General features: G+C 45.0%; 15 protein-coding genes and 1 riboswitch. Of the genes, 2 read left to right on the forward strand and 13 right to left on the reverse strand.

What is annotated here, in order from left to right; genetic code table 11:
• Positions 1 to 47: 47 nt before the first annotated feature.
• From guaA to xpt, 4 genes are read right to left on the reverse strand one after another with little or no spacing between them, the layout of a single operon-like run.
• Positions 48 to 1,589: a glutamine-hydrolyzing GMP synthase gene (gene guaA, locus ERX40_RS06180; protein ID WP_133417635.1), complete on the reverse strand. Its 1,542-nt coding sequence runs from the start codon at positions 1,587 to 1,589 to the stop codon at positions 48 to 50.
• A gap of 16 nt (positions 1,590 to 1,605) precedes the next feature.
• Positions 1,606 to 3,075 (reverse strand): IMP dehydrogenase, encoded by a 1,470-nt coding sequence (gene guaB / locus ERX40_RS06185; RefSeq protein ID WP_133417636.1) that lies wholly within the window; start codon positions 3,073 to 3,075, stop codon positions 1,606 to 1,608.
• Positions 3,076 to 3,106: 31 nt separating this feature from the next.
• The gene (locus tag ERX40_RS06190) at positions 3,107 to 4,375 is read right to left on the reverse strand and encodes a nucleobase:cation symporter-2 family protein (protein WP_133417637.1); all 1,269 of its coding nucleotides are present in this window, start codon (positions 4,373 to 4,375) and stop codon (positions 3,107 to 3,109) included.
• The gene (gene xpt, locus ERX40_RS06195) at positions 4,372 to 4,953 is read right to left on the reverse strand and encodes a xanthine phosphoribosyltransferase (RefSeq protein ID WP_133417638.1); all 582 of its coding nucleotides are present in this window, start codon (positions 4,951 to 4,953) and stop codon (positions 4,372 to 4,374) included. Before xpt ends, ERX40_RS06190 begins: the two co-directional genes overlap by 4 nt.
• An 86-nt stretch (positions 4,954 to 5,039) precedes the next feature.
• Positions 5,040 to 5,139: riboswitch (purine riboswitch) on the reverse strand.
• A gap of 235 nt (positions 5,140 to 5,374) precedes the next feature.
• Here xpt and ERX40_RS06200 point away from each other — a divergent pair.
• Positions 5,375 to 6,517, forward strand: coding sequence for a YsnF/AvaK domain-containing protein (locus tag ERX40_RS06200; protein ID WP_133417639.1), 1,143 nt, complete (start codon positions 5,375 to 5,377; stop codon positions 6,515 to 6,517).
• Positions 6,518 to 6,577: 60 nt separating this feature from the next.
• A complete protein-coding gene (locus ERX40_RS06205; RefSeq protein ID WP_133417640.1) occupies positions 6,578 to 7,357 on the forward strand; it encodes a ZIP family metal transporter in 780 nt (259 codons plus the stop codon).
• Between the two features lie 63 nt (positions 7,358 to 7,420).
• Here the strand turns inward: ERX40_RS06205 and rpsR are convergent, their stop codons facing one another.
• From rpsR to ERX40_RS06250, 9 genes are all read right to left on the reverse strand, one after another.
• On the reverse strand, positions 7,421 to 7,663 hold the full coding sequence (gene rpsR / locus ERX40_RS06210) for a 30S ribosomal protein S18 (RefSeq protein ID WP_133417641.1): 243 nt from the start codon (positions 7,661 to 7,663) through the stop codon (positions 7,421 to 7,423).
• 32 nt (positions 7,664 to 7,695) lie between these two features.
• Positions 7,696 to 8,217, reverse strand: coding sequence for a single-stranded DNA-binding protein (ssb, locus tag ERX40_RS06215; protein ID WP_133417642.1), 522 nt, complete (start codon positions 8,215 to 8,217; stop codon positions 7,696 to 7,698).
• Positions 8,218 to 8,235: 18 nt separating this feature from the next.
• Entirely contained in the window at positions 8,236 to 8,526 is a 291-nt protein-coding gene (rpsF, locus tag ERX40_RS06220) for a 30S ribosomal protein S6 (RefSeq protein ID WP_133417643.1), read from the reverse strand.
• A gap of 109 nt (positions 8,527 to 8,635) precedes the next feature.
• The gene (locus ERX40_RS06225; RefSeq protein ID WP_133417644.1) at positions 8,636 to 8,959 is read right to left on the reverse strand and encodes a hypothetical protein; all 324 of its coding nucleotides are present in this window, start codon (positions 8,957 to 8,959) and stop codon (positions 8,636 to 8,638) included.
• A gap of 14 nt (positions 8,960 to 8,973) precedes the next feature.
• Positions 8,974 to 10,074 (reverse strand): redox-regulated ATPase YchF, encoded by a 1,101-nt coding sequence (gene ychF, locus ERX40_RS06230; protein WP_133417645.1) that lies wholly within the window; start codon positions 10,072 to 10,074, stop codon positions 8,974 to 8,976.
• A 13-nt stretch (positions 10,075 to 10,087) separates the two neighbouring features.
• Positions 10,088 to 10,282, reverse strand: coding sequence for a DUF951 domain-containing protein (locus ERX40_RS06235; protein ID WP_133417646.1), 195 nt, complete (start codon positions 10,280 to 10,282; stop codon positions 10,088 to 10,090).
• On the reverse strand, positions 10,275 to 11,150 hold the full coding sequence (locus ERX40_RS06240) for a mechanosensitive ion channel family protein (RefSeq protein WP_243712981.1): 876 nt from the start codon (positions 11,148 to 11,150) through the stop codon (positions 10,275 to 10,277). The genes ERX40_RS06235 and ERX40_RS06240 overlap by 8 nt, the downstream gene beginning before the upstream one ends.
• 13 nt (positions 11,151 to 11,163) lie before the next feature.
• Positions 11,164 to 12,009 carry a ParB/RepB/Spo0J family partition protein gene (locus ERX40_RS06245; RefSeq protein ID WP_133417648.1) on the reverse strand — a complete coding sequence of 282 codons (846 nt, stop codon included), beginning with the start codon at positions 12,007 to 12,009 and terminating at the stop codon, positions 11,164 to 11,166.
• On the reverse strand, positions 12,002 to 12,760 hold the full coding sequence (locus ERX40_RS06250) for a ParA family protein (protein ID WP_133417649.1): 759 nt from the start codon (positions 12,758 to 12,760) through the stop codon (positions 12,002 to 12,004). Before ERX40_RS06250 ends, ERX40_RS06245 begins: the two co-directional genes overlap by 8 nt.
• Between the last annotated feature and the right edge of the window lie 21 nt (positions 12,761 to 12,781).

Below are 12,781 nucleotides of genomic sequence, written 5' to 3' on the forward strand. Positions count from 1 at the left end.
AAGACCCTCTAACCATTATGGTTAAAGGGTTTTACTATTTTATAATTCTATTCCCACTCAATCGTGCTCGGTGGCTTAGAGGTAATGTCATACACCACACGGTTAACGTGATTCACTTCGTTGACGATCCGGCTGGATACTTTCTGCAGCACTTCCCAGTCGATTCGTGCGAAGTCGCTCGTCATGCCGTCAATACTTGTCACGGCACGGACGCCGACTGTGTAATCGTATGTGCGATAGTCACCCATGACACCCACTGAACGGATGTCAGGGAGGACCGTGAAGTATTGCCAGATGTCGCGCTCGAGGCCTTCTTGTGCAATGACTTCTCTTAGAATCGCATCTGATTCACGGACGATTTCCAGTTTCTCTTCTGTGATTTCACCTAACACACGGATGCCAAGGCCTGGGCCTGGGAACGGCTGACGCCATACGAGGTGTTCTGGGATGCCGAGTTCGATACCGAGTGCACGTACTTCATCTTTGAAGAGTGTGTTGATCGGTTCGATTAATTTGAACTGCATGTCTTCCGGTAAGCCGCCGACGTTGTGGTGAGATTTGATGGTCTGAGCGGTCTTTGTACCTGATTCGATGATATCTGTATACAGTGTACCTTGCGCCAGGAATTCAACGCCCTGTAATTTAGACGCTTCGTCGTCAAAGACATAGATGAATTCATTACCGATGATTTTACGTTTCTGTTCAGGGTCAGAGATGCCTTTAAGCTTGTTCATGAAGCGGTCTTTCGCGTCTACTCGGATGATATTGATGTTGAACCCTTCGGCGAAATGCTTCATGACCATGTCGCCTTCGCCTTTACGCAGTAAACCGTGGTCGACGAAGATACATGTCAGCTGGTCGCCGATTGCTTTATGCAGAAGCACAGCAACGACAGATGAATCAACGCCACCGCTCATCGCGCATAATACTTTTTTGTCACCGACCTGCTCACGGATTTTCTCCACTTCGATATCGATGAAGTTCTCCATTGTCCATTCGCCTGTACAGTTACAGATTTTACGGATGAAGTTGCGGAGTAAGTCGTTACCGTATTCAGAGTGACGGACTTCCGGATGGAACTGGACGCCGTATAATTGGCGCTCAGCATTTTCTACTGCTGCGTATTTACAGCTTGGTGAGTTCGCGATCATACGGAAGCCTTCCGGGATGTTGATGACTTTATCACTATGGCTCATCCAGACGGTCTGCTCTTCAGGCAGCATGTGGAAGAGTGAGTGTGTCTCAGCATTGATAATCGCTTTACCGTATTCACGTTCATTCGCACGTTCTACGGAGCCGCCGAGTAATTTCGTCATCAGCTGCATGCCGTAACAGATACCCAGTATCGGTACCCCTAGATTAAAGATTTCAGGATCTACTGTAAATGAGCCTTCTTCGTAGACTGAGTTCGGTCCGCCCGACAGGATGATGCCTTTCGGATTCATCTTCTTGATTTCTTCGATTGAGATTTCGTGATCATGTAACTCACTGTAGACACCCATCTCACGGATACGTCTTGTGATCAGCTGGTTGTACTGGCTACCGAAATCGAGTACCAGGATTAACTCCTGTTCAAATGCCATTTCCATTGGTTTATCTCCTTCGTTAGATAGAATAGTTAGGTGCTTCTTTCGTGATCTGTACATCGTGCGGGTGGCTTTCTTTCAGGCCGGCACCTGTCATCTTGATGAACTGCGCTTCCTCACGTAATGCCTGTAAGTCTTGTGAACCTGTGTAACCCATACCGCTTCTGATACCACCGACTAACTGATAGATTGTATCCTGCAAGGGACCTTTATAGGCGATACGCCCTTCGATACCTTCCGGCACGAATTTCTTCGCTTCTTTGTCGTCCTGGAAGTAGCGGTCTTTAGAACCTTTTTCCATCGCACCGAGTGAACCCATGCCACGGTAGACTTTGTACTGACGGCCCTGATAGATTTCAGTTGCACCCGGGCTTTCTTCTGTACCTCCAAGGAGTGAACCGAGCATGACGGCATGTCCACCGGCCGCAAGTGCTTTGACGATATCTCCTGAGAATTTGATTCCGCCGTCTGCAATAATGGTTTTGCCGAGTTCACGTGCAACACCTGCGGCATCATAAATCGCTGTAATCTGAGGCACACCGACACCTGCTACAACACGTGTCGTACAGATAGAACCAGGACCGATACCCACCTTGACGACGTCAGCTCCCGCTTCGAATAAGGCTCTTGTGCCTTCAGCAGTCGCGACGTTACCTGCAATCAAAGTGACCTCCGGGAAGTTTTCTTTCAGTTCGTGTACCATATCAAGCACCCCTTTAGAGTGGCCATGCGCTGTATCAATCACAAGTGCATCCGTACCTGCTTCTACTAGATGTCTGGCACGTGTGATGGTATCTTTCGCAATACCGACTGCCCCTGCTACAAGCAGGCGTCCTTGCTCATCTTTAGCTGCGTTCGGGAACTCGATGACTTTCTCGATATCCTTGATGGTGATCAGGCCTTTTAACTGACCTGCATCATCCACTAACGGTAACTTCTCAATCTTATACTGCTGCAGTAACTTCTCTGCCTGTTCAAGTGTCGTATCAACCGATGCAGTCACTAAGTTTTCTTTTGTCATGACGTCAGAGATTTTAATTGAATAATCTTCGATGAAACGTAAGTCACGGTTAGTCAGAATCCCTACTAATTTCATCTCGTCAGCATTATTCACAATCGGCACACCTGAAATACGGTATTTACTCATTAAGTGTTCTGCTGCAAAGACCTGTTCATCAGGGGTCAGGAAGAATGGATTAGTGATGACGCCGTTCTCTGAACGTTTCACTTTCAGAATCTCGTCTGCCTGTTCTTCAATCGACATATTTTTATGAATAACACCGAGGCCACCTTGACGCGCCATCGCAATCGCCATCTTCGCTTCAGTTACCGTATCCATACCTGCTGATAAAATCGGGACATTCAATTTAAGTCTTTCCGATAATTCCACCGTCAGATCAACCTGATTCGGCAATACATCTGATTTCCCTGGAATAAGTAGCACATCATCGAATGTTAAGCCTTCTTTTTGGAACTTAGTTTCCCACATGATTGAGACCTCCATTTTATTTATTAATCTATTATTTCATAGTTTCTTCAATTTGTTGATTGTTTAAACCATTAAAAAATAAATTCAGTAATATCGCCGTCAGTGTACCGAGTACAATGCCGTTCTGAGTCAGCCAGGCATAGTCTTCACCGAACTTCGCAAAGGCACCTGGAACTGTCGTAATACCCAGCCCGATACCGACCGACACCGCAATAATGAGTAAGTTATCCTGTTTTGTGAAATCAATCGCGCCCAGCATCTTCACACCGTATGCCATTACCATACCAAACATAGCAATCATCGCGCCACCAAGAACAGGTGTCGGAATGATGGTGGCCAGTGCACCGAACTTCGGCATTGAACCTGCAAGTATAAGCAGTGCCACCATCCCATACATGACATTCTTGGATTTGACACCCGATAATGAGACGAGGCCTACATTCTGTGAATAGGCTGTATAAGGAAAGGCATTGAAGATGGAACCCAGTACAATGGCAATTCCTTCAGCTCTGTATCCTTTTGAAATATCTTTACGGTCAATCGGTGTCTTCGTAATCTCACTGAGTGCATGATAGACGCCCGTTGACTCAATCAGACTGACGATACCTACGATGACAAAGAGTAAGATAGAACCGAACTCAAATTGGAAACCGCCGAAACGGAATGGCTTAGGAAGTTCGAACCAGTTCGATGTCATGACGGCACCTGTATCCACGAGACCGAAGAACGATGCTACGATTGTACCGATGAACAGACCGAGCAGAATGGCGATTGATCGAATAAAACCGGTGGAAAGACGATGGATAGTCAGGATGATGACCAGCGTCATCATCCCTAAAATAATATTTAAAGGATCACCATACGTCTTAGAATCTTGACCGCCAGCCAGGTTATTCATCGCGACCGGCATCAAAGTAATACCGATAATCGTGACGACACTCCCTGTGACAATCGGCGGGAATATCTTCACTAAGTATGAGAAGAACGGTGCAATTAAGGCGATAATAATACCAGAGGCAAAAAGAGAACCGTACAGCACTTCTATCCCATGTTTAGAGCCGACCATGATCATCGGTGTCACTGCTGTGAATGTACAGCCGAGAACAACAGGTAGACCAATACCGACTCCTTTATAGACCTGCAGAAAGGTGGCAACCCCGCACATAAAAATATCGATTGAAACGAGATAAGCTATCTCTTCAGCAGTAAAGCCGAGCGCATGTCCTACAATAATCGGCACAATAATGGCTCCAGCATACATTGCCAGTAAATGCTGAACACTTAATAGGAAGTTTTTCATTCTTCTTCTCCTATCAGCGTCACTTTATCACCTTCAAGTGAAGCGATACGACATAGACTGAGAACATCAAGCCCTTCACTTTTCAGCCGGTCTGCCCCAGGCTGGAAGCTCTTCTCAATCACGATTCCAATACCGATACAGTCAGCGCCCGCCTGTTTCACCAAGTCATAGAGTCCAAGTGCCGCTTCACCGTTCGCCAGGAAATCATCAATGATCAGCACTTTATCCTCAGCAGACAGGAACTTCTGGGAGATGACTACATGACTTGTCTTGTTCTTTGTGTAGGAATGGATATCTGTCGTATAGACTTCTTCCGTCAGAGTCGAAGGTACTGCCTTTTTCGCAAACAGGCAGGGCACGTTAAAGGCTAAAGCCGCCATAATGGATGGTGCAATCCCCGACGCTTCAATCGTCAGAATCTTAGTGACCCCTTTATTCTTAAAATGCTCATAAAAGTGATCAGCTACCTTCTTCATCAGCTGCGCATCAATCTGATGATTGAGAAAAGCATCAACTTTCAGTACAGAGCCTGCAATCACAACGCCTTCATCTTTCACTTTCTGCTGTAACTCTTTCACTGTGGTCCTCCTTAAAATAAAAAAACCCACCATATCGGAATAGGCGAGTAAAAAAAGAAGGTCCATACTCATACTATATTAAGAGGATGGATACATTTTTTACTCATAGTCACGTCATTATTGGTGTCGTGGTAGAAACTTAAAGCCATATCCTTTAATTATATGAGTGTTTTTATTTATTTTTTTATTAATTGATGATAACAAATTTACTGGCTAATATCAAGGTCAAATCCGCACCAAATCACGGGTCAACGCCAATAAAGCGCAACGGTTGTCCAAACTATTTTTTGATTTATTTTAATTATTTTATTTTTTAAGTGTTTAGGGTGGCGGTGGTCGGGTATATTTCTAACATCACAAGAAAATCAAAACGACATCTTAGAGATTTACAACACATTAGTGATTGGGAGGTAGAATTACAATGGGTAACATTGAATCATTTTCTAGTGAACAAGCATTATTAGGTAGAATTGATAACTTGAAGTCTCAAGGAGTAGCTGAGCGCGACTTATATGTCATCTCTAAAAACAAACTTGAAGGTTCTGCACTGAATTATACAGATGTTAACTTCAAGAATGCTGATGGATCATTTGGCGATAAAGTAGCTTCACTCTTCACTGGGGAAAACCCGCAGAACCGTGTATTTGATAAGTTAAACTTATCAGATGCTGAACACAATCAATACGAAAGAGAAGTTGAAAGTGGCAACATCTTACTATACGTAGATAATGATGCAACTTATAACACTTCTACAACTGAAGCAAATCACAGTTACGTTAAAGGACAAGATCGCCACAACGACACTTATACAAATGGTGTAGTCGGCGGATTTGCTAACCCTGATACTATCAACCGTGATGAAAATCAGACATTAAATGAAGGCGCGTACTCTAATCCTGACGACGGCACAACTGGGCTTACATCAAGACAAAGCGTACAATCTGACACTGATGCTGAGTACTCTGAGAAACACCGCACAAACAACTTACAAACAAGAGAGGAACATGTAGACATGAAAAACGAATTTAACAATGAATTAAACCGTAACGAATTTGACCGCGTAGATAACAATGAAGTATTAGAAGGACGTCGTGACGAGTACGTATTTGATGAAGATATCGCTAACCGTACTGACTTAAACGAGGATGAAAAAATCCGTTTACACGAAGAACGTCTTCGTGTAGGTAAAGACCAGGTTCAAACTGGTGAAGTACGTATCGATAAAGACGTAGTTGAAGAACGTCAAGAATTCGATGTACCTGTAAGCCGTGACGAAGTAACTATCGAACGTCGTCGTGTAGACGAAAGAGTAGACGGAGATGTTGACTTCGATCGTTTAGATGGCGATGACACTATCCGTGTACCATTAACTGAAGAACGCATCAACGTTGAAAAAGAAAACGTTGTAGCTGAAGAATTAGTAATCAAGAAAAATCGTGTTCAAGATACTGCTCACGTATCTGAAAGCGTACGTAAAGAACAAGTTGAAATCGACGATACAAACAACCGTCAAGTTGATGGCGAAGTACGCCGCGATGATAACGACTTATTAGACCGTCGTTAATCACTCATATTAATATCTGCCCCGAGGGAATACCCTCGGGGTTTTTTGGAGGAAAATATTATGGGTGCAGCTTTTTTCTGGGGTGCTGTCTCTGGTGGTGCTGTCCTGTTGGGTGCTATCATCAGTATGATTATTCATATCCCCCGCAAAATACTCGGTTTTGTTATGGCATTTGGTGTCGGTGTATTAATAGGCGCTGCAACTTTTGAACTCCTGCAGGAATCACTTAATAAGAGTGAGCTGACGAATACCATCATCGGATTTGTTGCCGGAGCTGTAGTATTCACGGTGCTTGAAGCCCTGATCACTCATCATGGCGGGAAGCATCGTAAGCGTTCTCATGCACATGAGCTGCAGCATGCTGACAACGATTCTTCTTCCGGCAGTAAAAATTCTGGTGATCGTTCTGGTGGTGGTCTGGGTATCTTCATCGGGACGGTCATGGATGCTATCCCGGAATCTATTATGCTCGGTACAACGCTCATTGGTGGTAAAGGTGTTAGTATGCTGCTCCTTCTCGCGGTTTTTATCAGTAATATTCCTGAAGGTCTATCCAGCACGTCAGGTATGCTGAAAAGCGGACAGTCCAAAAAGAAAATTATCTTCTTATTTGTGAGCGTTACGATTGTAGCAGGTCTCAGTGCATTATTCGGTTATGTCTTCCTGGATCATGCGGATCCTGCTGTTATCTCCATCATCTCAAGCTTTGCTGCAGGTGGTATTATCACGATGATCGGTGCCACGATGATGCCGGAAGCATATGAAGATGGCGGCGCGCTCGTCGGGTTATTTACAGCAGCCGGTGTGATGACATCTGTTCTACTTGATTACCTGGGTTAGATGCGGGACCTCATAAAACAAAGACCCCCGGAACCATATAGGTTCTGGGGGTCTTATCTATTTCTATTGCTCTTCTTTCACATATGGTAATAATGCCATATGACGAGCACGTTTGATAGCTACAGTTAACATACGTTGGTATTTAGCTGAAGTACCTGTTACACGACGTGGTAAAATTTTACCGCGTTCAGAGATGAATTTTTTCAGTAATTCTGCGTCTTTGTAGTCGATTTGTGTAATACCATTTGCTGTGAAGTAACACACTTTTTTACGACGACGTCCGCCTCTTCTTGGTCCACCTGCCATGATTGTTGCCTCCCTTACATTAGTATTTCTTATTAGAACGGTAAATCATCATCACTGATATCAATAGGGCCCGTTGCATTCGCGAATGGGTTATTTGATGCAGGAGTAGATGGTTTATTGTTGGATTGATTGTTGTTCGGTTGATAATTCTGACCTTGTGATTGTCCACCGAAACCTGAGTCGTAACTAGAATAGTCATTTGACGAAGTGTCATTCTGACGGTTCTGGTTCGCACCCTTAGGCTCTAAGAACTGTACTGAGTCACAGACGACTTCAGTCACATACACTTTACGGCCTTCCTGATTATCATAGCTGCGAGATTGCAATCTGCCTTCCACACCTGCTAAACTACCTTTGTTAAGATAGTTATTAACGTTCTCAGCTTGCTTACGGAACACAACACAGTTCAGGAAGTCCGCCTGGCGTTCTCCTTGAGCATTTGTGAATGTACGGTTAACCGCTAATGTGAACGTAGCAACCGATACGCCTGAGGGTGTGACTCTGTATTCGGGATCCTTCGTTAAACGACCTACTAATACAACTCGATTAATCATGCAATTCGCCCCCGTTGATTATTTTTCTTCTTCACGTACAATGATATGACGGATAATATCGTCATTGATCTTCGCTAAACGATCGAATTCGTTTGTCGCTTGATCAGTAGAGTTAACGCGTACGATTTGGTAGAAACCTTCTTTGAAGTCTTCGATTTCATAAGCTAAACGACGTTTACCCCAATCTTTTGCTTCGATGATTTCCGCACCGTTTGAAGTAAGGATTTCGCTGAAACGTTCAACTAACGCTTTCTTCGCATCTTCTTCAATGTTCGGGCGTACAACGTACATAATTTCGTATGTTCTCATCTTTTACACCTCCTTATGGTCTATGCGGCTTTACGGACTCGTAAAGCAAGGAATAATTTTCATTACTCACAATTGAATATTATAGCATAGTAAGATACAGATTACAACATTAGTAGACTACTTCGTCTAATTTATAGACGACCATTTCTTTGATATGAAAGAGCTTGATATCTTCTGATAAGTAAAGATACTCGTACAGGTAATAATCGCTATCCGCTGAATCAATTTCCTCACAGCTGATGATATCCAGATAGCGGATAGCGTCCTCAGGATAGCTGATTTTATTATATATATCTTCATTCAGTGCAACGTATTCATCTTTTTTAACAGCCTGCACAAAGTAGTAGTAGACCACATTGTACATCTCCTGTCGTTTAGCGCCCGACTTCGTAATGACCTTAATGCCGTAAATAATCCGCTTTAAAGGCTTCATGTCTACCTCCTGAATTAAACGTTAAATCTGAAATGAACGACATCTCCATCTTTCATGAGATATTCCTTGCCTTCAAGACGCACTTTCCCTGCTTCTTTCGCACCGTTCATGCCGTTGTTGTTCACCAGGTCATCATAGCTGACCGTCTCAGCACGGATAAAGCCACGCTCGAAATCTGTGTGGATGATGCCCGCACATTGAGGTGCTGTCATGCCTTGCTTGAACGTCCAGGCACGGACTTCCTGTTCACCGGCAGTGAAATAAGTAGCAAGACCCAGCAGGTTGTAAGATGCTTTAATCAATTTATCAAGACCCGATTCGTCGATACCGAGGTCAGTGAGATATTCCTGTTTGTCTTCATCATCAAGTGCTGCCAGTTCTTCTTCGATCCGGGCACTGATGACAATGACCTCTGAACCTTCGTTCTCTGCGTATTCGCGGATCGCTTTAACGTAATCGTTATTGTCAGCATCAAGCAGATCATCTTCTGCGACATTCGCCACGTACAGCATCGGCTTCGCCGTCAGGAGATGCATTCCTTTTACAAGACGTTGCTGTTCCGGTGTGAATTTCACACTACGGACCGGCTTTTCGTTTTCAAGCGCCTCTTTTACGATTGACAGCACTGCTTCTTCAGCCATTGCATCCTTATCCTTCTGTTTCGCCATCTTCTGAACACGTGCATAGCGTTTTTCGACAGACTCCATATCAGCCAGGACAAGCTCCATATTGATGACTTCAATATCATCCACCGGATCCACCTTGCCGGATACGTGTGTGATATTCTCATCTTCAAAGGCACGGACGACCTGACAGATCGCATCCACTTCACGGATGTGTGATAAGAACTTGTTACCGAGCCCTTCCCCTTTAGAAGCGCCTTTAACGATACCGGCGATATCCGTGAATTCAAATGCGGTCGGTACCGTTTTTTTCGGTGTAACAAGCTCAGTCAGTTTATCTAAACGGTAGTCAGGCACTTCAACGATCCCCACGTTCGGATCAATTGTTGCGAAAGGATAGTTGGCAGCGAGTGCACCTGCCTTCGTAATTGCGTTGAATAAAGTGGATTTACCGACATTCGGTAAACCGACAATTCCAGCTGTTAATGCCATGATAGTTCTCCTTTTATGATTCGTCAGCTGACGAAATAATTTTTTTTAGTTTTTTATTGAATTCCGGTCGCGGCAGCAGAATACTCCGGCCGCAGTTCTCACATTTGATGCGTATATCTGCACCTAGTCGGATAATCCGGAATGCATTTGTGCCACAGGCATGCTGTTTTTTCATCTCAACGATATCGTTCATCTGATAGTTATTCATATCCTGGACCTCCTTTAGGCTGATTGTACATCACCATTCTCGGTACCGGTGCTTTGACGCCGTGACTGTCCAGAAAATCCTTCAGGTCGCCTCTCAGCAGTCTTGACACCTTGACGTGATTGTTCGGCAAGGTCTCCGCTGCAATCTTGATGACTGCTTCACCCGCCTTCACCATATCGACCCCTAGAATCTCCGGCGTCTTGACGACATCCTCATACTTATCTTTCAGTGTCTCAAGATAAGGCATCAGCATGTCCTCTACTGCCCGGATATTCTCATCACTTGAAACCGAGACCTCAAATACCGCAACAGAATTATTGACCGAGAAGTTGACGATTTCATTCATCGTCCCGTTCGGCAGTATGGTGAGCTCGCCGGTGAAAGAACGGATACGAGTAGAACGGAGACCGATAGACTGCACAGTCCCTTCCGCTACTTTCGTACCTCCCGTATTGATTCTGACGTAGTCACCGACGTCAAACTGACTCTCAAAGATAATAAAGAAGCCCGTGATGATATCTTTGACGAGCGTCTGTGCGCCGAAACCAAGCGCAATCCCTGCGACGCCGGCACCGGCAATCAGACTCTCTACTTTTATACCCATCTTGCTGAGCACTGTCGTCAGCACAATGAACCAGACCACGTAAGTGATGATATTCTGCAGCAGCTTGATGAGTGTCGTATCTCTCTTTTCTGAGGAGGAGAGGTTGGAAAGCCTTCTGACCTGAAAGAACTTCGCTATCATAAAGTGCAACATTTTGATGACGATAAAGGCAACCAGAATGGTCACAATTGACCAGAATGTATTCAGTCCGATACTCTTCCACATCTCCGCATCTGCAACTGGCTCAAAGAGTTGTCTCATCATGTGTGTCATCTAGTTAGACACGCTCCAGTAAATCAATCAGACGATTGAATTCTTCTTCAGAGGTGAACTCAATGGCAATCTTACCTTTTTTGCGAGATTTAGAGATTTCGACGTTCGTACCGAGATGCTGTTTCAGCGTCTGCTCGTGTTTCACGAGAAACTTCGGCTTAACTGATACTTTTTTTGGCTGCTCCCCTGTCTGAGACAGTGATTTGACATGTTGTTCAAGCTGACGGACACTCCACGCTTCTTTGACGACACGCTCTGACAAAGCCAGCATATCGGCAGGATTCTTCAGTCCTAGAAGCGTACGACCATGTGCGCCCGAAATCTTCTTGTCATTGATCAGCGTTTTGATCTCTTCCGGCAGATTAAGAAGACGCAGCATATTCGCGATATAAGGCCTTGATTTGCCGAGACGGTCAGCTGCTTCTGATTGTGTCAGAGAGAGGTGAGCCATCAGCAGCTGATAGCTCTTCGCTTCTTCCAGCGCATTCAGATCCTCGCGCTGCAGGTTCTCAATAATTGCAAACTCCATCATCTGCTTATCTGTCATTGATTTAACGATGGCAGGAATATCTTTCTTGCCGGCCAGTTTGCTGGCGCGGTGACGGCGTTCTCCCGCGACGATATCATAGCCTTTGATCGATCGCTTGACGATGATCGGCTGCAATACGCCGTGCAGCTTGATGGATTCAGCAAGTTCAAGTAGCGCCTGCTCCTCGAATTCATGACGCGGCTGATACGGATTCGGCCGAATATCATCCAGTCTCAGCTGTTCAACGACTTCATCCCCCTTGTTATCCTGAAAGAGCGCATCAAGGCCGCGACCGAGACCTTTTCCTAGTCCTTTAGCCATGACTGATGACCTCCTCCGCCAGCTCGGCATACGTCTTTGCGCCTGTTGAGCGCGCGTCATACACGTTGATCGGCTGACCGTGAGAAGGGGCCTCAGAGAGCCGGACGTTACGTGGTATGATTGTGTTGTACACTTTGTCCCCGAAATGCGAACGCACTTCAGCCATTACGTCGTTACCGAGATTAGTCCGTGCGTCCAGCATCGTGAGCAGCACACCTTCGATTTCGAGTGACTGATTTAAATGACGCTGCACCAGTTTGATTGTATTAAGGAGCTGACTCAAGCCTTCAAGCGCATAGTATTCACACTGGACAGGGATGATGATGCCGGTCGCTGCCGTGAATGAGTTGATTGTCAGGAGTCCCAGTGACGGCGGACAGTCGATGATGATGTAATCGAACGCTTCTTCCAGCTCTTTAAACGCATATTTCAGTCGTACTTCACGGCTCATCGCGGATACCAGTTCAATCTCTGCACCTGCCAAAGCGATATTCGCCGGTATAATGGATAAATTCTCCTGATCAGTCGGCAGTACGACACGATTGATGGAAACATCCTCAACAAGCATATCGTAGACAGAGAACTTCACATTATTTTTATCGATGCCGACCCCACTTGTCGCATTACCCTGCGGATCGGTGTCCACTAAAAGGACTTTCTTTCCTCGTTCAGCAAGTGCGGCGCTTAAATTGACAGAAGTCGTCGTCTTTCCTACGCCACCTTTCTGATTGGCGATAGCTAAAATCTTCATTTTTTCCTCTCCTTGCTGTTT

Origin of the sequence: Macrococcus carouselicus (genome assembly GCF_004359515.1) — a bacterium.
Classification (GTDB): Bacteria; Bacillota; Bacilli; order Staphylococcales; family Staphylococcaceae; genus Macrococcus; species Macrococcus carouselicus.

What these genes read in the sequence shown, in the direction of transcription:
- rpsR (WP_133417641.1), bottom strand. Translation starts at nt 7,663, where the DNA reads ATGGCAGGTGGACCAAGAAGAGGCGGACGTCGTCGTAAAAAAGTGTGT.
- ERX40_RS06240 (WP_243712981.1), bottom strand. Translation starts at nt 11,150, where the DNA reads ATGATGAGACAACTCTTTGAGCCAGTTGCAGATGCGGAGATGTGGAAG.
- guaA (WP_133417635.1), bottom strand. Translation starts at nt 1,589, where the DNA reads ATGGAAATGGCATTTGAACAGGAGTTAATCCTGGTACTCGATTTCGGT.
- ERX40_RS06250 (WP_133417649.1), bottom strand. Translation starts at nt 12,760, where the DNA reads ATGAAGATTTTAGCTATCGCCAATCAGAAAGGTGGCGTAGGAAAGACG.
- rpsF (WP_133417643.1), bottom strand. Translation starts at nt 8,526, where the DNA reads ATGAGAACATACGAAATTATGTACGTTGTACGCCCGAACATTGAAGAA.
- ssb (WP_133417642.1), bottom strand. Translation starts at nt 8,217, where the DNA reads ATGATTAATCGAGTTGTATTAGTAGGTCGTTTAACGAAGGATCCCGAA.
- ERX40_RS06225 (WP_133417644.1), bottom strand. Translation starts at nt 8,959, where the DNA reads ATGAAGCCTTTAAAGCGGATTATTTACGGCATTAAGGTCATTACGAAG.
- guaB (WP_133417636.1), bottom strand. Translation starts at nt 3,075, where the DNA reads ATGTGGGAAACTAAGTTCCAAAAAGAAGGCTTAACATTCGATGATGTG.
- ERX40_RS06245 (WP_133417648.1), bottom strand. Translation starts at nt 12,009, where the DNA reads ATGGCTAAAGGACTAGGAAAAGGTCTCGGTCGCGGCCTTGATGCGCTC.
- ERX40_RS06200 (WP_133417639.1), top strand. Translation starts at nt 5,375, where the DNA reads ATGGGTAACATTGAATCATTTTCTAGTGAACAAGCATTATTAGGTAGA.
- ERX40_RS06190 (WP_133417637.1), bottom strand. Translation starts at nt 4,375, where the DNA reads ATGAAAAACTTCCTATTAAGTGTTCAGCATTTACTGGCAATGTATGCT.
- ychF (WP_133417645.1), bottom strand. Translation starts at nt 10,074, where the DNA reads ATGGCATTAACAGCTGGAATTGTCGGTTTACCGAATGTCGGTAAATCC.
- ERX40_RS06235 (WP_133417646.1), bottom strand. Translation starts at nt 10,282, where the DNA reads ATGAATAACTATCAGATGAACGATATCGTTGAGATGAAAAAACAGCAT.
- ERX40_RS06205 (WP_133417640.1), top strand. Translation starts at nt 6,578, where the DNA reads ATGGGTGCAGCTTTTTTCTGGGGTGCTGTCTCTGGTGGTGCTGTCCTG.